Raw genomic sequence first — 25216 nt, 5'->3', positions numbered from 1 at the left:
TACCCCCTGCGTCAGTCGAACCAGCGGTCGCGGGCCAGCTCCTCGGTACGCGACGGGTCCTCCAGCAGCGCCGCCAGCTCGAAGCGGCGCTCCCAGCGGCCCGCCGCCCAGGCCAGACCGGCCGCGACGCCCTCGACGGTGGCGGCGTGCAGCACACCCTCGGCGTACCGCCAGTCCACCTCGATGTCCCCGTTGAGCAGCAGTTCCTCGTGCTCGACGTACGAGGAGGGCGCGCCCGGCAGCAGGTCGTGGACGGCGGGCAGCACGTCGTGCGGTTCGCCCTGCGAGACGACGGCGGCCTCCACCACCTCGCTGAGCCTGCGGACCTGGAGGAGCTCGGCCAGTTCTGCGGCCAGCCGCGGCGGTACGGGCAGCAGCGGCAGCCCGGCGGCCAGCGGCAGCAGGTCGGGGGCGTCGGCGACCAGCGCGTCCGCGGCGTCCACGACGACCGCCACGCCGTCGGCGACGGCCCGCAGCTCGTCCGGCAGCGTGACCTGGTCCGGGTCGAGGAGCGCGAGGGCCGCGTAGAGGCCGTGCAGTTGCGCGGGGGTGACGGGCAGGTCCGGGTCGGCGAGCCTGCCGAGGAGTTCCGCGGCGCCGCCCGGCTCGTCCAGCAGCGCGGCGACCGTGGTGCGCACCCCGAGCGCGCGCAGCACCTGCTCGTCCACGCCGGAGTCGGTCTCGGCCTCGTCGTAGAGCCCGGCGAGCAGCCGGTCGCCGCCCGCCGCCCGCAGGCCCACCGGGGTGCGGCCGTCCAGGACCGGGTGGTCGCGCAGCCACCAGGCGGCGTAGGGGCGGACGGACTGGGTGGTGCCGTCCGGGAGCAGCACCCGCACGGGCGCGGTCACGGCGTCCCGCAGCGGCGGGCGGGAGAGCAGCGCGAGGGCCTGCGGCCAGGCGTCGTCGGCGACGAGGTCCAGGTCGCGGACGCCGACGATCTCGGTGGCGACCGGCGGCACGTCGGTCTCCGGGAGCTGGTCGAGGACGTCCTCGCACCACACGTCGACGGCGTCCAGCAGCCCGGCGTCGTCCGGCTCGGCCCAGTCGCTGTCGCGCGGCTCCAGGTCGTCCGGGTCGAGGACCACGTCGGCGGCGCGCACCAGCGCGAAGGTCGCGAGCACCCCGACCGCGGTGAGCGGCTGCTCGCCCCAGCGCTCGGCGAGATCCGGGTCGAGCGTGCCCAGTTCGCCCTCGCGCAGCACGCCCTCCAACTCGCTGCCGGGCAGCACCAGCTCGCCGGCCGGCGTCGGCTCGCCCTCGTCGTCGGGCAGCGCGAGGGCCGCCAGCCACGGTTCGTCGCCGGGGGCGAGGGCCGCGGCGCGGGCCAGCGTCAGCACGGTGTCGGCCAGCTCGTCGGCGTCCAGGCCGGACTCCTCGACGTCCCACGCGGTGTCCTCGTCGAGCGAGGCGGCCACGGCGGCGCGCACCTGCGGCGAGGTGAGGACGGCCCGCGGGGTGGCGGGCGCGGCGCCCAGCTTCTCCAGCAGCGGGTGCGCCGCGTCCGGATGGGCCAGGCGCAGCCCGAGGCGGGCCAGCAGCGCGGGGTCGGGCGCGTCGGCGCCGTCGGAGCCGGGCACGGGCAGCAGCACCTGGCGCGGGCCGACCACGGTGCGGCCGTCGGCGAGCGGCACGGGCAGACCGCTGAGGATGTCGGCGTCGGTGCCGGCGAGCGCGTCGTAGAGCCGCCACCACCACTGCGCGGGGCGTTCGGTGCCCGCGAGCCGGTCGACGGCCTCGCCGAGCGACAGCCGGGCCACACCGAGCTGCCGCAGCGCGGGCCGGCGCTCCAGCGCGGCGGGGACCAGCGTCGGCAGCACCTCGGCCAGCACCCGGACCGCCTCGGCGGTGGCGCCCTCGACGACCTCGGCCTCGACCGGGCGCAGCGCCTGGCCGTCCCCGGCGAGCGGGCCGCCGCCGTCCCAGCCGTCGGCGTCCGCGGGGGCGGCGGGCGCCGCGGCCTCGTCGGGGGAGGGGGGCGCGGCGCGCGGCAGGAAGGGGGTGCGCGGCAGCCGGTCCAGGACGCGGCGGCGCAGCTCGGCGTCCAGCGCGCCCTTGCCGAGCGGACCGGGCACCAGGTCGACGACGCCGGTGCCGGTCGGGCGCCAGGCGGCGAGCAGCCGCACGTACGCCTCGGCGGCCCGATCCACCAGGAAGTCGGTGAGGGGTCCCGGCGCGGCGTGCCGCCGGGTCGGGTCGAGCGGCAGCGAGGCCAGCAGCAGGGCGGGGAAGCCGAGCGGCTCGTCGGTCGGCGTCGGGGCGTGCACGACGGCCGCGGTGCGCGGCGCGGCGGGCGAGCCGTCGGCGGCGACGGGCACCGCCCAGGTCACCGACCACACCGGGCGCAGCCGCTCCTCGACGGGGCGGTCGGCGAGCAGCTCGGCGGCCAGGTCACCGCCGTCGCTCACCACCCGCCAGCGGGCGGGCGCGGCCGCGGCGCTGTCCTCGACGACCACGTCACCGCCGTCCGCCGCGGTGCGGGTCAGGGTGCGTACGCCCTCCGGGGTGTCGACGACGACCTCGGCCAGGCCCGGCAGTGCCAGCAGCAGCGCGTCGTCGACGGCGGCGAGCAGCCGCCCGGCGAGGTCCTCGGCGGCGCCGTCGCGCAGTGGCAGCACCACGACGGTGTCGTACGTGTCGGGCGCGCTGCCCTCCGCGGGCAGCGGCAGCCGCAGCAGCGGTACGTGCCCCTCCCGGCGGCGCAGCTCGTCGTCCAGGCCGGGAACGGCGGCGGCCATCTCCCGCGCCTCGGACAGCGACCAGCGCACCCCGCCGCCGCGCCCGACGACCGCCGGCTCGTCGCTGACGGCCAGCACGGCGGCGAAGCCGACGCCGAAGCGGCCGACCGCGCCGGGCCCGTCGTCGCGCTTGGCGGAGGCGCGCAGCGTGGACAGCGACTCGACGGCGGCGGCGTCCAGCGGCGCCCCGGTGTTGGCGGCGGCGAGGACGGCGGGGGCGTCGGCGGTGGCCTCGTGGTAAGTCAGCCGCAGCCGGCCCGGCACACCGGCGCGGGTGGCGGCGTCGGCGGCGTTCTGGGCCAGCTCGACGACGAGCCGGTCGCGGTGGCCGCCGAGGGCGAGGTCCTCCTCGGCGTTGGCGTCCTCGCGGAAGCGGGCGGCGGAGGCGGTCCAGGCGGTCAGGACCGCCCGGCGCAGGTCCGCGGTGCGGAAGGGGTCGGGGTGGCCTTCCAGGGGCGTGCGGATTACGCCTGCGCGGGTCACGTACGGTCCTTCGCTCGCCGGGTCGCCCCTGTCAGAGGCTGTGCACGGTGACCGTACCGCCATTCGGCGTGCCCTTCATCCCGCGTCCGGGCCGACCGGGAAGGGCGGTCCGGGATGCGCCGGGGTGTCGCCCGCGGCTGCCCTGCCGCGCTCCGCCCGCTGCTGCCGAGGGGCGGTCACGGAGCACCCGCCGGGATCTCCCGCGGGTGCTCGTGGTGCCCGTGCGGCGGGACCGCGGTGCCGTCCCGTCGCGCGGGGCCCGGCCAGGGGCCGCAGGAGGCGCACCTGGGCTCTCCGGCGGCCCGGCCGGGGTTGGTCGGCCGGGGGCGCGGTCCGGCGTCCTCAGGAGGTCGCCGGAGCCCCGTCCCCGTTCCCGTCCCCGTGCGTGCCGTCCGCGCCGTCGCCCGTTGCCGGGTCGTGGCCATGTACCGGGTCGTGGCCATGTGCCGCGCCGTTCCCGTCCGCCGCGCCCAGCGACAGCGGGTCGGTGTCGTGGAATTCGTCGAGGACCATCGGCGCGGGCTGCGGCGGCTTGGGCATGACCGCGGCCTCGGAGTGGCCGCCGCAGCCGTAGCCGAGCGAGACCAGGCGGCCGTCGGCCGGGGAGAACTCGTTGGCGCACACCCCGAAGGCCTGGCTCAGCGAGCCGCTGATCGGCACCAGGAAGCCGCAGCTGGCGCAGTTGGCGGGCGCGGCCTGGGCCATCGCGGTCTTGGGCCCGAACTGCTCGTCCCAGCGGTCGGCGGCGGTGTGCAGCCCGTAGCGGGACAGCACGCGCGGACGGCCCAGCCCGAGCTGCCCGGCGAGCGCGGCGATCGTGGCCACGGACGGCACGACGACGTCCTCGCCGGCCTGCGGCTGCTCCTGCTCGGCCAGTTCGGCGAGGGGCCCGCGCGGCTCGTCCTCGCCCGTCCAGCCCGGCTCCAGGCGCAGATCGTCGGCCTCGGTCGGCAGCAGGTCGCCCGGCCCCATGTCGCCCGGCCGCAGCCGCTCGCTCCACGGCACCCACTCCGGCGCGAGGACGGCGTCGGTGCCGGGAAGCAGCACCGTTTCGTCGATGGTGACGGCCTTGGCGCGGGAGGCGCGGGTCAGCGTGGTCGCCCACCGCCAGCCGCGGTAGGCCGCCTCGGTGCAGGCGAAGTAGTGCGTGACGACCCGGTCGCCCTCCGCGGCGACACCCAGGTGCTCCCCCACCGCGTCCGGCCCCGCGGCCTCCAGCGTGACGGCCCTGGCCAGCTCGACCGCCTCGGCGCACAGGCGGTCAGGGGTACGGCTTCGCATCGCTGCACTCACAGAAATCGTTTCTCTCTCTACGCCGTCTCACGTGTGCGCTCGCGGGCGGATAGGACCTGACGGAGATGCGGAGAGTTGCAGCGGAGCGGACCTGTGGACCGCTTCGACGCCTGGTCTCCCTGCCTCATCCGGCCCTGCCCGAACGTCCTCGGGCGCACCTGTTACCACCCATTCTGCGTGATCGCACGGTACCTGTGCGCACCACGCCCGCAAAGGAGGGGGTGAGCTCTCTTCCGATTGGGGCAGGATTGCGACATGGCACGAACCGTCACAGCCGGCCGAGGGCCGGTGCGCAGCACCGGGCGCGCCCTCGGCAGAGCCGTGGGCGGGCCGGTCCGTGCGCTGGGCCGCCGCATCCGGCGCGCCACCCGCTCCGGCGGCGCGGGCGAGTCGGGCCTGGCCAAGCTGATCGAGCTGCACGCGGTCAATTCCGCGGGCGACATGATGATCACCGTGGCGCTCGCCAGCACGGTGTTCTTCTCGGTGCCCAGCGGCGAGGCCCGCGGCCGGGTGGCGCTGTACCTGCTGGTGACGATGGCGCCCTTCGCGCTGCTCGCCCCGGTGATCGGCCCGCTGCTGGACCGGCTCCAGCACGGCCGCCGCGCCGCCATGGCGATGGCGATGATGGCCCGCGCGGTGCTGGCCTGGACGATGGCCGGGGTGATCTCGACCGCGGGCCTGGGCCTGTATCCGGCGGCGCTGGGCGTGCTGGTGGCGTCCAAGGCGTACGGCGTGGTGCGCAGCGCGGTGGTGCCACGGCTCCTGCCGGGCCGTACGACGCTGGTGAAGGCCAACTCGCGGGTCACCCTCTCGGGTCTGCTGGCCACGGCGGTCGCCGCCCCGGTCGGCGCGGGGCTGAACATGATCGGGCCGCAGTGGCCGCTCTACGGCGCCTTCGTCGTCTTCCTGTGCGGCGCGATCCTGTCGCTGTCGCTGCCGTCGAAGGTCGACTCGGCGCGCGGCGAGCAGCGGGTGCGGCTGTCGGCGGACGAGGAGGCCTCCCCGGAGCCCGCGGGCATCCCGGGGCGCAAGCCCGGGCTGCTGGGTGTCGGCTCCTCGGTCCTGCACGCGCTCCAGGGCAACGCGGGGCTGCGGTCGCTGTCGGGCTTCCTGACGATGTTCCTGGCGTTCATGATGCGCGAGCACCCGCTGGGCGGGCTGACGCCCGCGATGTCGCTGGGGGTGGTGGCCGTGGCGGCGGGCGTCGGAAACGCGTTCGGGACCGCGCTCGGCGCCTGGCTCAAGGCGCGCGGGCCCGAGGTGATTATCGCGACGGCACTGCTGTGCGCGCTGACGGCGGCGACGGTCGCGGCCGGCTGGTACAGCCTGGTCACGGTCGCCACGCTCACCGCCGTGGCGGGCATCTCGCAGGCGCTGGCCAAGCTGTCGCTGGACGCGCTGATCCAGCGCGACGTGCCCGAGCTGGTGCGCACCTCCGCCTTCGCGCGCTCCGAGACCGCGCTCCAGCTGTCCTGGGTGGTCGGCGGCGGGCTCGGCATAATGCTGCCGCTGATCGGCTCGCTCGGCATGGCGTGCGCGGCCGGGCTGGTGCTGCTGGCCTTCAGCGTGTCCTTCCGCGGGCTGCTGGGCGGTGCCCGCCGCGGCGGCACGGCCCGCGCCCGGGTGGCCTGAGCCGTCCCGGGCAGCGCCCCGCCGGTGCCCCCGGCCGTACGTCCGAGCGGCGCCCCGCCGGGTGCGCACCCGTACGTCCGACGGCGCCCCGCAGACCGCGCACCCGCACATCCGAGCGGCGCCTCGCCGACCGCCCGCTCGCACCTCTGACCGGCGCCTTGCCGGGTGCGCACCCGTACGGCGGACGCCCGGGGACACGCGCACCCCCGCGCGGGCTGGGGGCGGCCGCCCGGTAGCCTCCTGCCATGAGCATTCGCCGTACTGCCACCACCCTTGGTGCCCTCTCCCTCGGGCTTGTCGTCCTGACCGCCTGCGACAAGCCGACCGCCATGGCGACCGTGACGGTGGGCGGCAAGACCGTGCAGGCGGAGGCCGCCGACAAGTGCTACGACGGCGGCAAGAAGCTCGAACAGAACGTCTTCCTGGCGTGCCTCCAGGTCACCCCGAAGCACCACATCACGGTGCCGGTCGGCGACAAGGTCCGGATCGGCGTGGACCCGTCCATCGCGAAGAAGGGCTGGCTGATCGCGTCGGGCACGACGCTGGTGACGCCGGAGCCGCTGAAGGACAAGACGTACTGGTCGGTGGACAGTGAGCAGCTGTTCAACCAGCAGGACCCGACGACCGGCGGCACCAGCACCGCCAAGCAGGTGACGCTGAACATCGTGGAGTCGGCCGACACCAGCGGCGAGGACTCCTACCGGGTGATCCAGATCAACCTGATCCGGGGGCAGTAGCCCGATGGCGCGGCGCGGGCGGCGCGTCCTGGTGCTGACCGCGGTCGACGCCGAGCGGGAGGCCGTCCTCGCGGGCCTGGCCGCCGCCGGGAAGGCCGCCCGCGGCATCGATGTCGCCACGGTGGGCGCGGGCCCCGCGGCCGCGGCGGCCGCCGCGATGTACCACCTGCTGGTGGAGGACGCCTCCCGGCGGCTCGACCTGGTGGTCAGCGCGGGCATCGGCGGCGGCTTCGCGCCCGCCGCGCCGGTCGGCTCGCTGGCGGTGGCCGAGTCGATCGTGGCCGCGGATCTGGGCGCGCAATCCCCCGAGGGCTTCGTCCCGATCGCCGAGCTGGGCTTCGGACGCTCCGAGCACCGCCCGCCCGCGCGGCTGAGCCGGGCGGTGGCGGACGCGCTGGGCGCGACCCACGGACCGGTGCTGACGGTGAGCACGGTCACCGGTACGGGTGAACGCGCGGCCGAGCTGGCGCGCCGTCACCCGGGCGTGGTGGCCGAGGGCATGGAGGGCTTCGGGGTGGCGGAGGCGGCGGCGTATCTGGAGATACCCGTACTGGAGATCCGCGGGATCTCCAACGCCGTGGGCCCGCGGGACCGCGCGGCCTGGCGGATCGGCGACGCGCTGGCGGCGCTGACGGCGGCGTTCGGGATGCTCCCCGGCGTCTTGGAGGTTGAAGCAGGACATGACGACAGCTAGCAGCGGCCCGGCGGACCGCACCCCTCTTCCCGGCGGCATCCCCGGCTCCGGCGGCGGCGCCGCGTCCGAAGCCCTGCGGATCGCCTACTCCCCGTGTCCCAACGACACCTTCGTCTTCCACGCCTGGGCGCACGGCCTGGTGCCGGACGCGCCGCCGCTGGACGTGACGTTCGCGGACATCGACATCACCAACGGGATGGCCGAGCGCGGCGAGTTCGACGTCCTGAAGGTCTCCTACGCGGTGCTGCCGTGGGTGCTGGACGACTGGGCGCTGCTGCCCTGCGGCGGGGCGCTGGGGCGCGGCTGCGGGCCGCTGGTGCTCACCCGGGAGCCGGGCACCGACCTGTCGGGGAAGACCGTGGCGGTGCCGAGCGAGAAGTCGACGGCGTATCTGCTCTTCCGGCTGTGGGCGGCGGCCGAGGTGGCGGGCGGCGTCGGGGAGATCGTGGTGATGCCCTTCCACGAGATCATGCCCGCGGTGCGGGACGGCCGGGTGGACGCGGGCCTGGTGATCCACGAGGCCCGCTTCACGTACGGCACCTACGGGCTGCACAAGCTCGCGGACATGGGCGAGCACTGGGAGGACACCACCGGGCTGCCGATCCCGCTGGGCGCGATCATCGCGCGCCGCTCGCTGGGCAAGGAGCGGCTGCACGCGCTCGCCGAGGCCGCCAGGACGTCGGTGCGGATGGCGTGGGACGACCCGGCGGCATCCCGCGGGTATGTGCTCGCGCATTCGCAGGAGATGGATCCGGCGGTCGCCGACCAGCACATCGGGCTGTATGTGAACGAATTCACAGCGGATTTGGGCGAGCCCGGTTACGCCGCCGTACGCGGGCTGCTGACGCGTGCGGCCGCCGAAGGACTCGTGCCGGCGCTCGGCGCGGACGCGCTCGCTTTCTGAATTCCGGCGAATCCCGGCCACCGCCCGCGGCGTCGCGCGCGGTGGCCGGGATTCGCCGGAAAACAGCGGCGGCGCCTTACCGGAGTTCGACCCTCCGGTAAGGCGCCGCCTTTCCTTCGGCTATACGTCCAGCTGGTCGGCCACGACGCGCAGCACGGACGCGATCTTGTGCCCGTGCGCCTTGTCGGGATAACGGCCGCGCTGGAGGGAGCGGGCGACGTCTTCGAGCAGCGTGGTGAGGTCCTGCACGATGGGCAGGAGCTCGTCGGGCTTGCGGCGCTGGGCCGCGGCGACGGAGGGCGTGGGGTCCAGCAACGTCACGGACAGCGCCTGGTCGCCGCGCTGGCCGGCGACGACGCCGAATTCCACGCGCTGGCCGGGCTTGAGCGCGGCGACCCCGTCGGGCAGCACCGAGGAGTGCACGAAGACATCGCCGCCGTCGTCGCGGGAGAGAAAGCCGAAGCCCTTCTCGCTGTTGAACCACTTGACCTTGCCGGTAGGCACGTCCGACCTCGTCCTCGTTGCTCGATATTGCTCGAAACTGCTCTGGATAAGACAGCAGCGGGCCCATCGGAGACCCGCCGACACCAAGGCTAATGGCCAGATGCCGTGTGACAAGACGGCGAGGCACCGTACCCCCGCGCCTCACGCAACGGACCTACCCTTGTCCGGTGAGCAAACAAACCAGGGGCGCGGGCGACCTGCTCGTCAGGACCGGCGCCGTCGTCTTCGTGGTCGGGGCGGTCGGCACCCTCGTCACGATCGCCCCGCTGCTGCTGGGCACCCACCGGCTGCCGACGCCCGCGTACTTCGTCTCGATGCTGATGGGGGTGGGGCTGGCGCTGGCGCTGCTGGGCCTGCTGCGGTCGGCGCTGGCCCAGCGGCGGCCCGAGAGCCGCCCGCAGGCGTGAAGGGGTCACCCACAGGCGTGAATTCGGCGGTCAGGCCGCCGCGGAGGTGTGGGCGGCCAGCCAGCCGGGGAAATCACTGAGGTCGGCGAGTACGACGTCGGCCCCCGCCGCCCGCAGCTCCGCCGCGCTGCACGGCCCGGTGGCCACGGCCACGGACAGCGCACCCGCCGTGTGCGCGCCCCGTATGTCACCGGTGTGGTCGCCGACGTAGACGGTGGCGCCCCACTCGACCAGCGCCTCGGCCTTGGCCTCCGCCCACAGCCAGCCGCGCAGCTCGGCCTCGATGCCCACGTGCGCGAGGTGCAGCTCGGCGTTGGGGCCGTACTTCGCGGTCACGACCACCGGACGGCCGCCTGCCGCCCGGACGGCCGCCACCGCCTCCACGGCGCCCGGCATCGCCGGTGTGGGGGCGATGGCGTGGTGCGGGTACAGCTCGCGGTAGCGGTCGGCCATCTCCGGCACGCGCTCGGCCGGGAACCAGTTGGCCAGCTCGTCGTCCAGCGGCGGCCCCAGCCGGGTGACGGCGAGGTCGGAGTCGATGAAGACGCCGGTCTCCGCCGCGAGCCGGTCGTACACGGCCTTGATCCCCGGCCGGGAGTCGATCAGGGTCATGTCGAGGTCGAAGCCGACCGTGAGGGGCGGCGTGATCGAGAGCGCGGGGAGGAGGTCAGTGGTCACGGCACCCATTGTCACCTGACGGGTCAACCTCACCCCTGAGGTGGCCGCGACCTGGGCGTATAGTGAGCGAAGCCTAAGCTAACAATGTCCGGCGTCCGACGGTCGCCGCTTTCCGGAGGACCGCTCGTCATGCCCTTGCGTCGCCGCACCGGCTGGATGGCCGCGGCGGCGGTGGCCCTGCTGCTCGCCGTGCTGCTCAGCCTGGCCGTCGGAAGCCGCGCGATACCCCCGGACCAGGTGCTCGACGCGCTGCTGCACGGCGGCACGAGCCAGAACGCCGAGGTGGTCCGCAGCCTGCGGGTGCCGCGGACGGTGATCGGGATCATGGTCGGGGCGGCCCTCGCGGTCGCCGGGGTGGTCATGCAGGGCATCACCCGCAACCCGATCGCCGAGCCCGGCATCCTCGGGGTGAGCCAGGGCGCGTCGCTCGGCGTGGTGTGCGCCATCGCGTACGCCGGGGTGGGCACGCTCAGCGGCTACGTCTGGTTCGCCTTCGCGGGCGCCGGGGCGGCTGCCGTCGCCGTCTACGCGATCGCCGCGCGCGGCCGGGGCGGGGCGTCGCCGGTGAAGCTGGCGCTCGCGGGCGCGGCCATGAACGCCTTCCTGACCTCGATCGTCTCCGGGGTGCTGACCACGGATGCGCAGACGCTGGAGACCTACCGCTTCTGGCAGGTCGGATCGCTGTCCGGACGGGACACCCACATCATCGGGATGATCTGGCCCTTTCTGGTGGCCGGGCTGCTGCTGGTGCTGGCGATGGCCCGCGGGCTGGACGCGCTGGCGCTCGGCGAGGACGTCGCCAAGGGCCTGGGGCAGAACGTGGCGCTGCTGCGGCTGCTCGGGGCGCTGGGCGCGACCGTGCTGACCGGCGCCGCGGTCGCGGCCGCCGGGCCGATCGCCTTCGTGGGGCTGGCCGTCCCGCATCTGGCCCGCGCGCTGGTCGGCACTGCGCACCGCTGGGTGCTGCCCATGGCGGCGCTGCTGGGCCCGGTGATGATCCTGGTCTCGGACGTGGTGGGGCGGATCGTCTTCCCGCCGTCCGAGGTGCCGGTGGCGGTGATGACGGCGCTCATCGGGGTGCCGTTCCTGGTGGCGCTGGTCCGGCGCCGGGCGGTGGTGGCGGCGTGAGCGCGACGGGCACGAAGAGCGGGACCCGGGCGGTGCGCCCCGCCGGTTACACCGTCGTACGCCCCGCGGGCCGCGGCTCCTTCCTGGTGCACCGGCGCTCGCTCGCCGTCACCGGCGTGCTCGCGCTGCTGCTGGCGGCGGCGTGCGTGGCGTACCTGTGCGTCGGCGAGTCCTTCGTGGCGCCCGGCGAGGTGCTGAAGGTCGTACTGGGCCGCCCCAGCCCCGACGAGCTGGTCGTCGGCGAGCTGCGCGAGCCGCGGCTGGTGCTCGGGCTGCTGGTCGGCGCGGCGTTCGGCGTGTCCGGCGCGCTGATCCAGACGGTCGCACGCAACCCGCTCGCCAGCCCCGACGTCATCGGCGTCACGCACGGCGCGGGCGCCCTCACCGTCGCCGCGATGACGTACGGCGTGACCTCGTACACCGCGCTGCCCTACCTGTCGGTCGCGGGCGGCCTCGGGGCCGCCGCGCTGGTCTACCTCTTCGCGTGGCGGCGCGGCCTGCACGCGTCGCGCTTCGTGCTGATCGGCATCGGCTTCTCGGTGGCGCTGTCGTCGGTCACCCAGCTCTTCATGACCAAGGGCGACTACCTGGTCGCCCAGCAGGCCAAGGTGTGGCTGACCGGTTCACTCAACGGCCGCGGCTACGACGAGGCGCGCCCGCTCGCGCTCGTCCTGCTCGTCGCGCTGCCGTGCGCGCTGTGGGCGGCGCGGGCGCAGCGCACCATGTCCTTCGACGACGACACCGCGACCGCGCTCGGCGTGCGGCTGGGCCGTATCCGCCTCGGCCTGGTCACGCTGGGCGTCGTGCTCGCCTCGGTCGCGACCGGCGCGGCCGGCCCGGTCGACTTCGTGGCGCTGCTCGCCCCGCAGATCGCCCGCCGGCTGACCCGTTCCGCGCAGATCCCGCTGCTGGCCTCCGCGCTGACCGGCGCGCTGGTCGTGGTGGTCGCCGACCTGCTGGCCCGCAAGCTCTTCTCGCCCACCGAACTGCCGGTCGGCGTGATGACCGCGGCGGTCGGCGCCCCCTACCTGATGTGGCTGATCGTGCGCAGCCGCAGCCGTTCCGGAGATCCGTCATGACGACCCCAGAGCCCGCGGCGACCGCCGCCCCCGCCCTCGTCCCCGCCGCGCGGCCGGAGGCGGCAGGACCGCCGCGGAGCAGGCTGGCCGCCCGCGCGCTCACGCTGTCCTACGAGGAGCGGACCGTCGTCGAGGGGCTCGACCTGGAGATCCCCGACGGGCAGGTCACCGTCGTCGTCGGCCCCAACGCGTGCGGCAAGTCCACGCTGCTGCGGGCGCTCGGCCGGCTGCTCAAGCCGCGCGGCGGCTCGGTGCTGCTGGACGGCGCCGAGCTGGCCCGCGTACCGACCCGGCAGATCGCCCGCACCCTGGGGCTGCTGCCGCAGTCGCCGGTGCCGCCCGAGGGCATCACCGTCGCCGACCTCGTCTCGCGCGGCCGGCAGCCGCACCAGAAGTGGTGGCAGCAGTGGTCGGAGTCGGACGAGCGGCTGGTCGCCGAGGCCATGGAGCGCACCGCGACCGCCGACCTCGCCCACCGGCTGGTCGACGAGCTGTCCGGCGGCCAGCGCCAGCGGGCCTGGATCGCGATGGCGCTCGCCCAGGACACCGACCTGCTGCTGCTCGACGAGCCCACGACCTTCCTCGACATCGCCCACCAGGTCGAGGTGCTGGACCTGGTGCGGCGGCTGAACCGGGAGCGCGGCCGCACGGTCGTCGCCGTCCTGCACGACCTCAACCAGGCCGCCCGCTACGCCGACCACCTGGTCGCCATGAAGGCCGGCCGGATCGTCGCCGAGGGCCCGCCCTCCGAGGTGGTGACCGCCGCGCTGGTCCGCGAGGTCTTCGGGCTGGAGTCCGTCGTGGTGCCGGACCCCGTGACCGGCGACCCGCTGGTGGTGCCCGGCGCGCCGTGGCAGGCGCCCGCTCCCGTACCCCCGAAGGACGCCCCGCACCCCTGACCCGGCACGCCTGAACGGAGAACCGCCATGTCCCGTACCAGCAGCGCCCGTTCGACCAGCACCGCCCGCCCCGCCTCCCGTGCACGCCGGCCCGCCGCCGCGCTCGCCGCCGTCCTGTGCTGCGCCGCCCTCACCGCGACCGCCTGCTCGTCCTCGTCGTCGGATTCCGCGGACTCCTCGGGCAGCGGCAAAGGCACGCACACCGTCGACACGGCCATGGGCAAGGTGACCGTCCCCGACCACCCGCAGCGGGTCGTCGTGCTGGACACCGCCGAGCTGGACTCGGCGATCACCCTCGGCGTCAAGCCGGTCGGCGCGACGAGCGCGGGCACCAGCAGCGGCTTCCTCGACTACCTGCCGAAGGACGAGGTCGCCGGGATCAAGGACGTCGGCGCCATCGCGAGCCCCAACCTGGAGGCCGTCGCCGCCCTGCACCCCGACCTCATCCTCAGCAGCAAGGTACGCGACGGCGCGCACTACGACGCCCTGCGCAAGATCGCCCCGACCGTGCTGACCGAGACCACCGGCGCCCCCTGGAAGGCCAACTTCCAGCTGCACGCCGCGGCGCTGGGCCGTACCGCGCAGGCCGCGGCCGCGGTGCGCGCGTACGACAGCCACGTCGCCCAGGTCACCGCGGCGCTCGGCGGCAGCGCGAAGGCGGCGGCGACCAAGGTGAGCATGGTGCGCTTCGTCGAGGGCGCCGACATCCGGCTGTACGGCAACGCCAGCTACATCGGCACCGTCCTGAAGGACGTCGGCCTCGCCCGGCCCGCGGCGCAGGACGTCGAGCAGCTCAGCGTCGACGTCAGCCCCGAGCAGATCGACAAGGCCGACGGCGACGCCCTCTTCTACGCCACCTACGGCGACCCCGAGGCCGCCAAGGAGACGGAGGTGACGGCCGGGCCGCTGTGGAAGCACCTCACGGCGGTCGCCGCGGGTCGCGCCCACCGGGTGGACGACGAGCTGTGGTACCAGGGCATCGGCTACACGGCGGCGGACAAGGTGCTCGACGAGCTGCAGCAGGACCTCACCGCCGGGTAGCCCGCCGCACCCCTCGCCTCTCACGCCTCACGCCGACCGGCGGCTCCGCCACAGCAGGTAGAGGGCGGTGCCGACGGCGGCGAGGCGGATCGTGAGCGGGTAGGCGTCCTGGAAGGCCTGCCCCATCTGCCCCTTGGCGATCGGGCTGCCCCACTTGCCGACGTCGCGGCCCCAGATCCACACGACCATCCCGGCCGCGAAGGCGCCCGGGATGAACAGCACCGCGAATTTGGCCTGCGGGCGGCTGAGCTTGCGCGACAGCCAGGCCGTCAGCCAGCCGAGGCCCAGCGGGACGGGGGAGCCGACCGCCGCGCCGCCCACCAGCAGCGCGGCGGCGATCAGCAGCATGGGGCTGCCCCAGCGGCGGGGCCCGCCGCCGAGCGGCAGCCGGGGGAGCAGACGCCGTTTGCGGGGCTGGGCGGGCGCGGGCTCGGCGGCGGGGGCCGCGGGGGCCTCGCCCTCGGCGGGCTCGTCCTCGCCGTCCGTTCCGTCCGCGCCGTCCTTCGGCCCCGCGGGGCGCGCCCGGCCCAGGCGGTCGAGCTCCTCGTCGTCGTCCGGGATGAAGACGCCGCCGGTCATGCCCGGCAGGCCGTCCAGTTCCTCACCGGGCTTCCCGCCCGCCCCGCCGGGTCCGCCCTGCCACCACAGGGGCCCGCGCCCGTCCGTACCGCCCTCGCGGTCCTTGCGCGGCTGGCGCGGTACGCCGGGGCCGGCTGTGTAGGGCCCGTACGACCCCGGCCGCGGCTCCCGCGCGGGCGGCGGCTCCGCGGGCCGCTCCCCCGCGGGCTTCCCCGCGGCGGCCTCGACCACCTCGTCCGGGCTGCCCATGCGCCCGAGGATGCGCTGCACGTCCGCGTCGGACTCCGCGCCGCGGCGCTCCCGCTCGATGTCGCTGCGCAGCTGGGCGACGAGCTGCATGCGCTGGGCGGCGGGCATGGCGGTCTGCGCCAGGTCACCGACCCGGCTCAGATAGTCGAACACCAGCCGGTCGCTCTCGACCCCCACCGCCGCTCCCCTCCACACGCCTGCGCCGACGGTACCGGCCCGCGGCTCCCCTGTCGCCGTGCCCCGCGCGGTTACGGCAGCAGCGTCAGCGCGGACGTGTGCGCGGGCCTGACGACACCGAAGTGCCGCCGGTCGAGGGTCGCGACACGCTCGACGCCGAAGCGCTCGGCGGTCGCGATGACCGACGCGTCGACCGCGCCGAGCGGGAAGTCGGCGTATTGCACGACGAGTTCACCCATACGAGTGAGGTCGGCGGCGGTGAGGTGCACCAACTCGAAGGTGCCCACGGCGATCTGCTTCAGGAAGGCGGCCTCGACCTTGGGCCAGCGCTCCAGGAGCCAGCAGACCTCGGTCATCACGGGGCTGGGGAGCAGCCTGCGGCCGGTGAGGGACCGCAGCAGGTCGGCGCACTCGGCGTGGCGCCGGTCCGCGGTGTTCAGGGCAGCGGCCAGAGGGCCGGTGTCCAGAACGGTGACGTTCACGCCGAGTCGCCGAACCGCTCGCGCAGACGCTCGCGGATGTACCGGTCGTGCTCGTCCCCCAGGTCGGCCGGGCCGTCGATGCTGCCGATGAGCGCCAGCAGCCCGTCCGGCACCGCTTCCTCCGCGACGCGGTCGGGCGCGGGCAGCGCCTGGGCCACCTCGGACAGCTCCTCGTCCTGGGTCACGAGCAGCCGCAGGCGGCGCACCTGGGTCGGCGTGAGCCGGTCCACCAGGTGGTGCATGTCCTCGTAGTCGTACGCAGCGGTCACGCGACCAGTCTAGGAGTTCCGGGCCCTCCGGTCGGCCTGTTCGGCGCCGCTCGGCGCCCGCGCCGGCGCGGGTCTGTGTGCGGGGGGCGCGGTGGGGTGGGCAGGGCCTACTGTGGGACGGATGACGACCGGTGGCCAGAGCAGCGCGCCGCGCACCCTCGCGGAGGATCTGCGCGCGCGGGAGGACGACGCGCTCGTACGGCTGCTGCGCGCGCGGCCGGACCTCATCGCGCCGGTGCCCACCGACGTGACGCAGCTCGCGACACGCGCGGCGACCCGTACGTCCGTGGCGCGGGCCCTGGACCACCTGGACGCGTTCACCCGGCAGACCGCGGAGGCGCTCGCCCTCGCCGCGGACGGCTGCCCGTACGGCGAGCTGAGCGGGCTCATGACGGGGCTGCCCGCGCGGAAGGCGCGGCCGGGGCTCGGGGAGCCGCTGGGGAAGGCGGAGGCGGCGGCGGTCGCGGCCGAGCTGCCGCGGGCGGTCGGCGTGCTCCGCGACTGCGGGCTGGTGTGGGGCGACGACGACCGGCTGCGGCTGGTGCGCACCGCGCGGGACGTGCTCGCGCCGTCCGCGTCGATGCCGTCCTCGACCGGGCTCGGCCCGTCCGTGGCCGAGTCGACGGCCGGGATGTCACCGGCCCGGCTCCAGGAGCTGCTGGCCGACGCGGGGCTGGGCGCGACGCACGACCCGGCCAGCGCGGTGGAGGCGCTGACGGCCCTGTTCACCGACCCCGACGCCTTCGCGGCGCTGCTCGCGCAGGCCCCCGAGGGCGTACCGGCGGTGCTGGACCGGCTGGTGTGGGGGCCGCCGTACGGCGAGGTGCGGGACGCGACCGTGGCCATACGTGCCGAGGAGGCCGCGACGCCGGTGCAGTGGCTGCTGGCGCGCGGCCTGCTGCTGCCGGTGGGCCAGCACAACGTGGTCCTGCCCCGGGAGGCCGCGCTCGCGCTGCGGGCCGGCCGCGCGCACCGCGTCCCGCAGCCGCTGCCGCCGCAGGTCACACCGGTGGCCCGGACCGCGAAGACGGTGGACGCCACCGCCGCGGGCCAGGCCTTCACCGCCGTGCGCACCGTGACCGACCTGCTCAAGGAGTGGCAGTCGGGCGGCCCCGCGGTGCTGCGCGCGGGCGGCCTGAGCGTGCGCGACCTGCGCCGTACCGCCGCCGCCCTCGACCTCACCGAGCCGCAGGCCGCCTTCTGGCTGGAGCTGGCCTACGCGGCCGGGCTCGTCGCCGCCGACGGCGAGGTCGACGAGGCCTACGCGCCCACCCCGGCCGCCGACGAGTGGCTGCTGCTGCCCGCCGAACGGCAGTGGGCCGCGCTCGCCAGCGCGTGGCTGGCGGCGACCCGCACGCCCGGCCTGGTCGGCACGCGCGACGCCAAGGGACGCGCGCTCGCCGCCCTCGGGCCCGACCTGGACCGTTCGCTCGCCCCGCACGTCCGCGTCGCGGCGCTGCGGGTGCTGGCGGACCTCCCGCCGGGGTCGGCGGCGGAGGCCGGAGAGCTGCTGGCCCGGCTGCGCTGGGACCGGCCGCTGCGGGCGGGGGCGGACGCGCTGCGCACGGAGCTGGTGGGCTGGACGCTGGCGGACGCCGAGACGCTGGGCGTCACCGGCCGCGGGGCGCTCGCCGCGCACGCCCGCCCGCTGCTGGACGCGGCGCCGCGGGGGGCTTCCGGGGCGCCCGGGGCCTCCGGCGACGTGCCCGCCTCGCCGGACGCCGCCGCGGGCCGGGCCGCCGCCAAGCTCGCGCCGCTGCTGCCGGAGCCGCTGGACCACGTGCTGCTCCAGGCGGACCTCACGGCGGTCGCGCCGGGCCCGCTGGTCGCGCCGCTCGCCGAGACGCTGGGCGTGCTCGCCGACATCGAGTCCAAGGGCGGCGCGACCGTCTACCGCTTCACGCCCGAATCCGTCCGCCGCGCCCTCGACGCCGGGCGGACGGCCGCCGAGCTGCAGTCCTTCCTCACCGAGCACTCCCGCACCCCCGTACCGCAGCCGCTGGCCTACCTCATCGACGACGTCGCCCGGCGGCACGGCACACTGCGGGTCGGCGCGGCCGCCGCGTATCTGCGCTGCGACGACGACGCCCTGCTCACCGAGCTGCTCGCCGACCGCCGCGCCTCCGGCCTGGCCCTGCGCCGACTGGCCCCGACCGTGCTGGCCTCGCAGACCGACCCGGCGACGCTGCTGGAGCGGCTGCGCGACATGGGCCTGGCCCCGGCCGCGGAGTCCGCCGACGGCGACGTCCTGATCACCCGCCCCGACGCCCGCCGCACCCCGCCGCGCGCCGCCCCCGTCCCCGTGCCCGACGGGCCGCCCGTTCCGGACGCCAACCTGCTGGGGCTCGCCGTCAAGGCCATCCGCGCCGGGGACCGCGCGGCCACCGCCGTCCGCCGCACCCCGGCCGACACCGCCCCGCCGGGCCTGCCCCGCAGCCCCTCCGCCGAGACCCTCGCGACGATGCAGGCCGCCGTCTTGACGGGCGAGTCGCTGTGGATCGGCTACGTCAACGCGGAGGGTACGGCCACGCAGCGCGTCATCGCGCCCGTCCGCGTCGAGGGCGGCCACGTCACCGCGTACGACCACACGACGGACGAGGTCCGCACCTTCGCCCTGCACCGCATCACGGGCGTCTCCGAACTCGCCGACGACCCCGCCTGAGCGCTCAGGACTCCCCGGGCTCGGACCCGGACCCGGCCTTCGGCTGGGGGCGCGGTTTCGGGTTCGCCGACCGGGGGAAATAGCGGTGCCACCAGTGGGGCAGGTCGGGGTGGAGCGCGGCGGCCAGGCGGTGGCCGAGCAGCAGGTAGCCGATCAGCGCGCCCGCGGTGTTGAGGATGACGTCGTCGACGTCGAACGCCCGGCCCTCCACCATCGCGCCCTGCGCCGTCTCGACCAGGACCATGGTCAGCGCCGTCAGCAGCGCCACCCGCAGGAAGCCGCGGGCACGCGGGAAGAGCGTCGGGAGCAGGATCCCGAAGGGGACGCCGAGCAGGACGTTGCCGCCGATCTGCTTGACGGTGTCGTGGATGTCCGGCTGGTCGAGGTACGCGCGGATGGACGCGCCCGGCCGCAGGTTCGTGTGCGTCAGCGAATCCGACGCGGGCGACGGGACGAGGGTGACGCGCGCCAGCGCCACCGCGAAGGCCACCATGCAGACCACCGCCACGGCCAGCACCGCCGCGCGGGCGAGCATCGGGCCGAGGCTGCGCCGCTGCAGCAGCGGGGGCGGCGGCTTCCGGGTGCGGGTGCGAGGTGTCTTCGACCTGGGCTTCGGCCTGGGCCTCGGCTTCGGTCTCGGCCTGAGCCTGGGTCCGGTGGCCGCCTTCGGCTCGGACTCCGTGCGCGGCTTCGGCTTGGGGCGCGGCGCCGGTTTCGGCTCCGCCGGGGGTGTGGGTCTCCGGCCGCGCAGGCGGTCCAACAATGCCCCTCGCATCGCCACGGCGGTGCCCCTCCCGGTCGACCCCTCCACTTGACGGGCCGTCTACCCGCGACCGGCCGTCCCACGCCTGGGAGGGCGTGGGACGGCCGGTCGGCGTTCAGCGGTCGTACGGCGGGCTCAGTGGTGCTGGCCGCCGCGCCTGCGACGCGTCATCACCAGCAGCGTTCCGCCGGCCCCGAGCACCGCGACCGCGGAGGCCGCGATCCACTCGACCCCGTCGGTGCCCGTGTGCGGCAGACCCGGAGAGGTGGTCGGCGGCTGGGACGGGTGCGTCGGCGGGTGCGACGGGTGGTGGGACGGCTGCTCGTGCGTCGGAGGCGTCCACGTCGGAGGCGTCGTGGGCGGGGTCCACGTCGGCGGTGTCGTGGGCGGTGTCGTCGGCGGCTTGGTCGGAGGATGCGTCGGCGGGTGCGACGGGTGATGCGTGGGCGGGGTGGTCGGCGGGTGCGACGGGTGATGGGTCGGCGGATGCGACGTCGGCGGGTGCGACGGGTGGTGGGTCGGGGGGTGCGACGTCGGGGGGTGCGACGGGTGGTGGGTCGGCGGATGCGACGTCGGCGGGTGCGACGGGTGATGCGTCGGCGGGTGCGACGGGTGATGCGTCGGCGGATGCGAGGGATGGTGCGTCGGCGGGTGGGACGGGTGATGCGTCGGCGGGTGGGACGGGTGGGACGTCGGCGGGTGCGAGGGGTGATGCGTCGGGGGGTGGGACGTCGGCGGGTGCGACGGGTGGTGCGTGGGCGGGTGCGACGGGTGATGGGTGGGCGGGCAGCTGGACGTGCTGGGCTGCGGCCACCCGGTGTCGGGCTGGCTGGGCCACCCGGTGTCCGGCTGGCTCGGCCAGTCCGTGTCGGGCCGGCTCGGCCGGTCCGCGGCCGGCTCGCTCGGCCGGCCCGTGTCCGGTTGGCCCGCGTCCGGCTGGCTCGGCCGGTCCGTCGTGGGCGGCCGGGTGGGGCCGTTGGTGTCGGGGGCGCCGGGCCAGTCGTCGGTGGGCTGCGTGGCGCCGTGGCTGGCGGACGGCCCGTCGCCCGTCAGGTCCCCGCCGGAGGCGGAGGCGGAGGCGGGGAGCAGCAGGCCGGCCGCGGCGATGACTCCCGCGACGACGACAGCCGAGGAGGCCGCGACCGCGCGGAACGTCCTACGCCGGCGCGGCTCGGCGGGAGGATGCGTCTGCTGGTGATCCATGCCCGCAGAAAACATGAAATAGGACTATTACGGATGTAAGGCGCGAGTAAGGACGCCGCAGATTCGCACGGATGGCGCTCGCACCCCCGCACCCCCTCCTCATCCGCGGGGTGACCGCGGACACCCTGTCGTCCCGCCCGCCCGGCGTACAATTTTTCGTTCGCCCCATCCCGGCAGCCCGGAGGTACCCGCGTGTCCTGCCTGATCGTCCAGAGCGACAAGACCCTCCTGCTGGAGGTCGACCACGAGCTGGCCGACGCCTGCCGGCGGGCCATCGCCCCCTTCGCCGAGCTGGAGCGAGCGCCCGAGCACATCCACACCTACCGGCTCACCCCGCTCGGCCTGTGGAACGCCCGTGCCGCCGGGCACGACGCCGAGCAGGTGGTGGACGCGCTCGTCGAGTACAGCCGCTACCCCGTGCCGCACGCCCTGCTCGTGGACGTCGCCGAGACGATGGACCGCTACGGACGGCTGCGGCTCAGCAAGCACCCCGCGCACGGGCTCGTCCTGACCACCACCGACCGCCCGGTCCTGGAGGAGATCCTCCGCTCGAAGCGCGTCCAGCCGCTCGTCGGCGCGCGGATCGACGAGGACACCGTCGTCGTCCACCCCTCCGAGCGCGGCCAGATCAAGCAGGTGCTGCTCAAGCTGGGCTGGCCCGCCGAGGACTTCGCCGGGTACGTGGACGGCGAGGCGCACCCGATCGACCTCGACCAGGAGGGCTGGGGGCTGCGGCCCTACCAGAAGCAGGCCGTGGAGGGCTTCTGGCACGGCGGCTCGGGCGTGGTCGTGCTGCCGTGCGGCGCGGGCAAGACGCTGGTCGGCGCGGGTGCGATGGCCGAGGCGAAGGCGACCACCCTGATCCTGGTCACCAACACCGTGTCGGCGCGGCAGTGGAAGCACGAGCTGGTCCGGCGCACCTCGCTCACCGAGGACGAGATCGGCGAGTACAGCGGTACGCGCAAGGAGATCCGGCCCGTCACCATCGCGACCTACCAGGTCCTGACGACCAGGCGGAAGGGCGTCTACCCGCACCTGGAGCTCTTCGACTCCCGGGACTGGGGTCTGATCATCTACGACGAGGTCCATCTCCTTCCTGCTCCGGTCTTCAAATTCACCGCCGACCTCCAGGCACGCCGCCGTCTCGGACTGACCGCGACGCTCGTCCGGGAGGACGGCCGCGAGTCGGACGTCTTCTCCCTCATCGGCCCCAAGCGCTTCGACGCCCCCTGGAAGGAGATCGAGGCACAGGGCTACATCGCGCCCGCCGACTGCGTCGAGGTGCGGGTCAACCTCACCGACGCCGAGCGGCTGGCCTATGCCACCGCCGAGACCGAGGAGAAATACCGCTACTGCGCGACGACGGCGACCAAGCGCAAGGTCACCGAGGCGCTGGTGCGCAAGCACGCGGGCCAGCAGACCCTGGTCATCGGGCAGTACATCGACCAGCTCGACGAGCTGGGCGAGCACCTGGGCGCCCCGGTGATCAAGGGTGAGACGTCGAACGCGCAGCGCGAGAAGCTCTTCGAGGCCTTCCGGCAGGGCGAGCTGTCGGTGCTGGTCGTGTCGAAGGTGGCCAACTTCTCCATCGACCTGCCCGAGGCGACGGTCGCCATCCAGGTCTCCGGCACCTTCGGCTCCCGCCAGGAGGAGGCGCAGCGGCTGGGACGGGTGCTGCGGCCCAAGGCGGACGGCCACGAGGCCCGCTTCTACTCGGTCGTGGCGCGGGACACCATCGACCAGGATTTCGCGGCCCACCGCCAGCGCTTCCTGGCCGAGCAGGGCTACGCCTACCGGATCGTCGACGCGGACGACCTGCTCACGGGCGCGGGCGAGGACATCTAGGGACGAGGGGGCGTCCGGTACCGGGACCTAGCGCTTGTCCCCGGTGCCGAGCACCACCACCTCCACCGCCGCGACGGCGTACACGCGTATCGCGCGCAGGGCGTCGCCGAGGCGGTGGCGGGGGTGGTCGGGCCGTGAGTCGGGCATGGTCGCGCCGTGCACGAGCTGTGGGGCCGGGGCTGGGGTGATCGTCGAGGAGGCCATGTCCCCACGGTACGAAATCCGGCATTCGCCCCACGTCGGGCTGAGGATGTAATTCTCCCGCCCGGTGATCATCCCCCGGGGGGACCCGCACCCCCTACCCCGATACAGGGGTCACCCCGAGATCATCCGCCTCCCGCCGTATCCGGCCCGCCTCACGTGAGCTTCCACAGCGCCAGGTAATAATGCAGCGGCTCGACCAGGTAGTCGGCGCGCGGGCTGAAGCCGATCCGGTCGGGGGCCGTGGAGTCGGTCATCGCGGAGCTCAGCGTCTCCGTCGCCTCCTCCATCGTGCTGTCGAAGGCGTGGACGAGGCTCCAGTCGGCCGTCGCGAGCACCTGGGCCGAGCCGCCGATCTGCGCGACGGCCAGGTACTTGCCGTCGTGGCTGAAGGCCACGCTGCTGACCCAGTAGGGGTCGCACGGCACCGTCTGGAGCGCCTTGCGGGTGTCGGGGCGCCACAGCCGCACCTCGCCGTTCGCGCCCACCGCGAGGATCTTGCCGTTCGGGCTCACCGCGAGGTCCGACAGGCCGTCGCGCGGGCCGCGTACGGTGGCGGCGATCCGCTGCCCGCGCAGGTCGCAGAAGTAGAGCTTGCCGACCGACGTGGACGCCACGACCGTGCGGCCGTCCGCCGTGAAGGCCATGCCCTGGAGGTCGCTCTCCGCCTCGTACTCCGCCTGGCTGTCCCGCGGCCAGGTCACCTTGGCGGTCCTGCGCCGGGAGACGACGTCCCACGCGGTGATGGTGCGGGTGGCGCCCAGCGCCAGCGACCTGCCGTCCCGGCTGAAGGCCAGGGCGTATCTGGACGCCGCCCGCCGCTGGCCCGGGTCCCCGTGCAGCGTGGCCACGCTCTTGCGGGCCGCGACGTCCCACAGGGTGACCGCCGCGTTGTCGTCGACGCTCGCGAGCAGCTTGCCGTCGGGGCTGAAGACGAGGTCGCCGGTGCCGTTGTCGATCGAGCCGTCGACCGGCTGCGCGAGGACCGTGTCGATCTGCAGGCCGGGCACCCGGCGCAGCACCACGCCGCCGTCCATGTCCCCCACCGCGACGAGCTTGCCGTCCCGGCTGATCTCGGCGGCGGTCAGCATCGCCGTCTTCTCGGACAGGACGTACGCCGCCGTCTCCTCCCCCGCGGGCAGCGGGGACGGCGGCGCGGTCGGCGTCGGGCTCGCGGTGGCGCTCGCGCTCGACGGGGACGGGGAGGGCGTACGGGATGGGGTCCGCGACGGCGGCGCGCCCGACGCCTCGCCGTCCCCGCCGCCGGAGCCGCCGTTGAGCGCGAGCGGGACGCCCACGGCGGCGCCGATCCCGGCGACGCCCAGCGCCCCGAGCACGAGCGCCCGGCGGCTCGGGCCCCGGGTGGCCGGTCCGTCCGCCAACGCGCCACCGGAGGGTACGGGCGGCGCCGCCGGGGCGGCGGTCTGCGTCGGCAGGCCCGCCACATCCGGGGCCGGGACCTCCCCGGACTCCCCCGCCGGCTCCGGCTCCGTCCCGCCGAGCACCCGCTCGATCTCCGCCGCCTGCGCGCCGATCAGCTCGTGCACGGCCGCGGGCCAGGGGCGGATGGCGGGCGGGACGTGGCCGACGCGGGCCAGGATCTCCGCCGGGGCGGGCCGCGCGGCCGGGTCCTTGGCGAGGCAGTCGCCCACCAGGTCGCGCAACTCGTCCGGCAGGCCGGACAGTTCGGGCTCGCCGTGCACCACGTCGTAGAGGGTGAGCAGCGCGGACGTACCTGTGAACGGGCTGCGCCCCGTGCAGGCGTACGCCACGACCGAGCCCAGCGAGAAGACGTCGGCGGCCGGGGTGAGGGCGCGGCCCTCGGCCTGCTCCGGCGACATGAAGGCGGGCGAGCCGACCACCATGCCGGTGCGGGTGATCTCGGTGCCGCCCTCGCTGTCCGTGGCCCGCGCGATGCCGAAGTCGATGACGCGCGGGCCGTCTCCGGCCAGCAGCACGTTGGACGGTTTCAGGTCGCGGTGGACCAGCCCCGACCGGTGGATCTCGACGAGCGCGGCCGCGAGGCCCGCCGTCAGCCGTACGGCCGCGGGCGGCGGCAGCGGGCCCGTGCGCTCGACGACCTCGCGCAGCGCGGGGCCGGGCACGAACACGGAGGCCAGCCACGGGGTGGGGGCGTCGGCGTCCGCGTCCAGCACGGCGGCGGTGTACGCGCCCGGCACCCGGCGGGAGGCGATCACCTCACGGCGGAAGCGGTCGCGGAAGCCGGGCTCGTGCACGAGTTGCTCGTGCACGAGCTTGACCGCGGCGAGGCGGCCGTCCGGCGAGACGGCGAGCAGGACGCGGCCCATGCCGCCCTGGCCGAGGCCCGCGACGGGCCGGTAGCGGCCCGTTTCCGCCGGTCGGCCCGGCTCCCCCAGGAACTCCATGCCGCCCTCTCCACCCGGTGGCCCGGTGATCAGTTGACCGCGCGAGGCGCGCCGCGTGCAAGCTCTTCACGAACTCCCCGCACCTTCCCGCGCGGCCGGTTCGCCGGACCCGCCGGGCCCGACTGTGACACCCATATGTCATGGGTACCCCGGGGGTCGCGTGGGGCGGGGGCATGTGGCAACCT

22 protein-coding genes are annotated in these 25216 nt (G+C 75.4%); 12 read left to right on the top strand and 10 right to left on the bottom strand.

Features of this window, described 5'->3' with window-relative positions:
• Positions 1 to 11 precede the first annotated feature (11 nt).
• On the bottom strand, positions 12 to 3218 hold the full coding sequence (locus ACH4SL_RS03135; protein WP_398441609.1) for a sacsin N-terminal ATP-binding-like domain-containing protein: 3207 nt from the start codon (positions 3216 to 3218) through the stop codon (positions 12 to 14).
• Positions 3219 to 3560: 342 nt separating this feature from the next.
• A complete protein-coding gene (locus ACH4SL_RS03130; protein WP_398441608.1) occupies positions 3561 to 4499 on the bottom strand; it encodes a DUF3027 domain-containing protein in 939 nt (312 codons plus the stop codon).
• Between the two features lie 267 nt (positions 4500 to 4766).
• Between ACH4SL_RS03130 and ACH4SL_RS03125 the strand changes: the two genes are divergently transcribed.
• The 4 genes from ACH4SL_RS03125 (at position 4767) to ACH4SL_RS03110 (ending at position 8478) form a co-directional block, all read left to right on the top strand.
• Entirely contained in the window at positions 4767 to 6143 is a 1377-nt protein-coding gene (locus ACH4SL_RS03125; RefSeq protein WP_398441606.1) for an MFS transporter, read from the top strand.
• Between the two features lie 245 nt (positions 6144 to 6388).
• A complete protein-coding gene (locus ACH4SL_RS03120; RefSeq protein WP_398441605.1) occupies positions 6389 to 6880 on the top strand; it encodes a hypothetical protein in 492 nt (163 codons plus the stop codon).
• A gap of 4 nt (positions 6881 to 6884) precedes the next feature.
• Complete coding sequence (locus ACH4SL_RS03115) at positions 6885 to 7574, top strand: futalosine hydrolase (RefSeq protein WP_398441604.1); 690 nt, start codon at positions 6885 to 6887, stop codon at positions 7572 to 7574.
• Positions 7561 to 8478, top strand: a complete 918-nt coding sequence (locus tag ACH4SL_RS03110) for a 1,4-dihydroxy-6-naphthoate synthase (RefSeq protein ID WP_398441603.1) — start codon at positions 7561 to 7563, stop codon at positions 8476 to 8478. The genes ACH4SL_RS03115 and ACH4SL_RS03110 overlap by 14 nt, the downstream gene beginning before the upstream one ends.
• A gap of 120 nt (positions 8479 to 8598) precedes the next feature.
• Here ACH4SL_RS03110 and ACH4SL_RS03105 read toward each other — a convergent pair whose 3' ends face one another.
• Positions 8599 to 8982 (bottom strand): cold-shock protein, encoded by a 384-nt coding sequence (locus tag ACH4SL_RS03105; RefSeq protein WP_398441602.1) that lies wholly within the window; start codon positions 8980 to 8982, stop codon positions 8599 to 8601.
• 167 nt (positions 8983 to 9149) lie between these two features.
• Between ACH4SL_RS03105 and ACH4SL_RS03100 the strand changes: the two genes are divergently transcribed.
• The gene (locus tag ACH4SL_RS03100; RefSeq protein WP_398441601.1) at positions 9150 to 9389 is read left to right on the top strand and encodes a hypothetical protein; all 240 of its coding nucleotides are present in this window, start codon (positions 9150 to 9152) and stop codon (positions 9387 to 9389) included.
• A 30-nt stretch (positions 9390 to 9419) separates the two neighbouring features.
• On the opposite strand, the gene ACH4SL_RS03095 is transcribed toward ACH4SL_RS03100, so the two are convergent.
• Positions 9420 to 10067 carry an HAD family hydrolase gene (locus ACH4SL_RS03095; RefSeq protein ID WP_398441600.1) on the bottom strand — a complete coding sequence of 216 codons (648 nt, stop codon included), beginning with the start codon at positions 10065 to 10067 and terminating at the stop codon, positions 9420 to 9422.
• Between the two features lie 129 nt (positions 10068 to 10196).
• Here ACH4SL_RS03095 and ACH4SL_RS03090 point away from each other — a divergent pair, with 129 nt between their 5' ends.
• The 4 genes from ACH4SL_RS03090 to ACH4SL_RS03075 are packed head-to-tail and all read left to right on the top strand — an operon-like array spanning position 10197 to position 14214.
• Positions 10197 to 11195, top strand: a complete 999-nt coding sequence (locus ACH4SL_RS03090) for a FecCD family ABC transporter permease (RefSeq protein WP_398441599.1) — start codon at positions 10197 to 10199, stop codon at positions 11193 to 11195.
• Positions 11192 to 12274: a FecCD family ABC transporter permease gene (locus tag ACH4SL_RS03085; protein ID WP_398441598.1), complete on the top strand. Its 1083-nt coding sequence runs from the start codon at positions 11192 to 11194 to the stop codon at positions 12272 to 12274. Before ACH4SL_RS03090 ends, ACH4SL_RS03085 begins: the two co-directional genes overlap by 4 nt.
• On the top strand, positions 12271 to 13173 hold the full coding sequence (locus tag ACH4SL_RS03080) for an ABC transporter ATP-binding protein (protein ID WP_398441596.1): 903 nt from the start codon (positions 12271 to 12273) through the stop codon (positions 13171 to 13173). Before ACH4SL_RS03085 ends, ACH4SL_RS03080 begins: the two co-directional genes overlap by 4 nt.
• 27 nt (positions 13174 to 13200) lie before the next feature.
• Complete coding sequence (locus ACH4SL_RS03075) at positions 13201 to 14214, top strand: ABC transporter substrate-binding protein (RefSeq protein WP_398441595.1); 1014 nt, start codon at positions 13201 to 13203, stop codon at positions 14212 to 14214.
• A gap of 27 nt (positions 14215 to 14241) precedes the next feature.
• Here the strand turns inward: ACH4SL_RS03075 and ACH4SL_RS03070 are convergent, their stop codons facing one another.
• The 3 genes from ACH4SL_RS03070 to ACH4SL_RS03060 all read right to left on the bottom strand — a co-directional run bounded on the left by ACH4SL_RS03070 (position 14242) and on the right by ACH4SL_RS03060 (position 15970).
• Positions 14242 to 15219 (bottom strand): hypothetical protein, encoded by a 978-nt coding sequence (locus tag ACH4SL_RS03070; protein WP_398441594.1) that lies wholly within the window; start codon positions 15217 to 15219, stop codon positions 14242 to 14244.
• A 71-nt stretch (positions 15220 to 15290) separates the two neighbouring features.
• Positions 15291 to 15701 carry a type II toxin-antitoxin system VapC family toxin gene (locus ACH4SL_RS03065; protein ID WP_398441593.1) on the bottom strand — a complete coding sequence of 137 codons (411 nt, stop codon included), beginning with the start codon at positions 15699 to 15701 and terminating at the stop codon, positions 15291 to 15293.
• Positions 15698 to 15970 (bottom strand): hypothetical protein, encoded by a 273-nt coding sequence (locus ACH4SL_RS03060; RefSeq protein WP_398441592.1) that lies wholly within the window; start codon positions 15968 to 15970, stop codon positions 15698 to 15700. Before ACH4SL_RS03060 ends, ACH4SL_RS03065 begins: the two co-directional genes overlap by 4 nt.
• A 121-nt stretch (positions 15971 to 16091) precedes the next feature.
• Here ACH4SL_RS03060 and ACH4SL_RS03055 point away from each other — a divergent pair, with 121 nt between their 5' ends.
• Complete coding sequence (locus tag ACH4SL_RS03055) at positions 16092 to 18632, top strand: helicase-associated domain-containing protein (RefSeq protein WP_398441591.1); 2541 nt, start codon at positions 16092 to 16094, stop codon at positions 18630 to 18632.
• Positions 18633 to 18636: 4 nt separating this feature from the next.
• Here ACH4SL_RS03055 and ACH4SL_RS03050 read toward each other — a convergent pair whose 3' ends face one another.
• Complete coding sequence (locus ACH4SL_RS03050; protein WP_398441590.1) at positions 18637 to 19167, bottom strand: VanZ family protein; 531 nt, start codon at positions 19165 to 19167, stop codon at positions 18637 to 18639.
• Between the two features lie 1006 nt (positions 19168 to 20173).
• On the opposite strand from ACH4SL_RS03050, the gene ACH4SL_RS03045 reads away from it, so the two are divergent.
• Complete coding sequence (locus ACH4SL_RS03045) at positions 20174 to 20593, top strand: hypothetical protein (protein WP_398441589.1); 420 nt, start codon at positions 20174 to 20176, stop codon at positions 20591 to 20593.
• 197 nt (positions 20594 to 20790) lie between these two features.
• Complete coding sequence (locus ACH4SL_RS03040; protein ID WP_398441587.1) at positions 20791 to 22443, top strand: DNA repair helicase XPB; 1653 nt, start codon at positions 20791 to 20793, stop codon at positions 22441 to 22443.
• A gap of 27 nt (positions 22444 to 22470) precedes the next feature.
• On the opposite strand, the gene ACH4SL_RS03035 is transcribed toward ACH4SL_RS03040, so the two are convergent.
• Positions 22471 to 22647 (bottom strand): hypothetical protein, encoded by a 177-nt coding sequence (locus ACH4SL_RS03035; protein WP_398441586.1) that lies wholly within the window; start codon positions 22645 to 22647, stop codon positions 22471 to 22473.
• A 152-nt stretch (positions 22648 to 22799) separates the two neighbouring features.
• Positions 22800 to 25031, bottom strand: coding sequence for a WD40 repeat domain-containing serine/threonine protein kinase (locus ACH4SL_RS03030; protein WP_398441585.1), 2232 nt, complete (start codon positions 25029 to 25031; stop codon positions 22800 to 22802).
• Between the last annotated feature and the right edge of the window lie 185 nt (positions 25032 to 25216).

The sequence above is a fragment of the Streptomyces sp. NPDC021020 genome, assembly GCF_044333285.1.
Classification (GTDB): Bacteria; Actinomycetota; Actinomycetes; order Streptomycetales; family Streptomycetaceae; genus Actinacidiphila.
Note: the sequence above shows the minus strand (reverse complement) of the source record. Positions and strands in the feature narration are given on the sequence as shown.

What these genes read in the sequence shown, in the direction of transcription:
- ACH4SL_RS03130 (WP_398441608.1), bottom strand. Translation starts at nt 4,499, where the DNA reads ATGCGAAGCCGTACCCCTGACCGCCTGTGCGCCGAGGCGGTCGAGCTG.
- ACH4SL_RS03125 (WP_398441606.1), top strand. Translation starts at nt 4,767, where the DNA reads ATGGCACGAACCGTCACAGCCGGCCGAGGGCCGGTGCGCAGCACCGGG.
- ACH4SL_RS03120 (WP_398441605.1), top strand. Translation starts at nt 6,389, where the DNA reads ATGAGCATTCGCCGTACTGCCACCACCCTTGGTGCCCTCTCCCTCGGG.
- ACH4SL_RS03115 (WP_398441604.1), top strand. Translation starts at nt 6,885, where the DNA reads ATGGCGCGGCGCGGGCGGCGCGTCCTGGTGCTGACCGCGGTCGACGCC.
- ACH4SL_RS03110 (WP_398441603.1), top strand. Translation starts at nt 7,561, where the DNA reads ATGACGACAGCTAGCAGCGGCCCGGCGGACCGCACCCCTCTTCCCGGC.
- ACH4SL_RS03090 (WP_398441599.1), top strand. Translation starts at nt 10,197, where the DNA reads ATGCCCTTGCGTCGCCGCACCGGCTGGATGGCCGCGGCGGCGGTGGCC.
- ACH4SL_RS03080 (WP_398441596.1), top strand. Translation starts at nt 12,271, where the DNA reads ATGACGACCCCAGAGCCCGCGGCGACCGCCGCCCCCGCCCTCGTCCCC.
- ACH4SL_RS03075 (WP_398441595.1), top strand. Translation starts at nt 13,201, where the DNA reads ATGTCCCGTACCAGCAGCGCCCGTTCGACCAGCACCGCCCGCCCCGCC.
- ACH4SL_RS03055 (WP_398441591.1), top strand. Translation starts at nt 16,092, where the DNA reads ATGACGACCGGTGGCCAGAGCAGCGCGCCGCGCACCCTCGCGGAGGAT.
- ACH4SL_RS03050 (WP_398441590.1), bottom strand. Translation starts at nt 19,167, where the DNA reads ATGCTCGCCCGCGCGGCGGTGCTGGCCGTGGCGGTGGTCTGCATGGTG.
- ACH4SL_RS03035 (WP_398441586.1), bottom strand. Translation starts at nt 22,647, where the DNA reads ATGGCCTCCTCGACGATCACCCCAGCCCCGGCCCCACAGCTCGTGCAC.
- ACH4SL_RS03030 (WP_398441585.1), bottom strand. Translation starts at nt 25,031, where the DNA reads ATGGAGTTCCTGGGGGAGCCGGGCCGACCGGCGGAAACGGGCCGCTAC.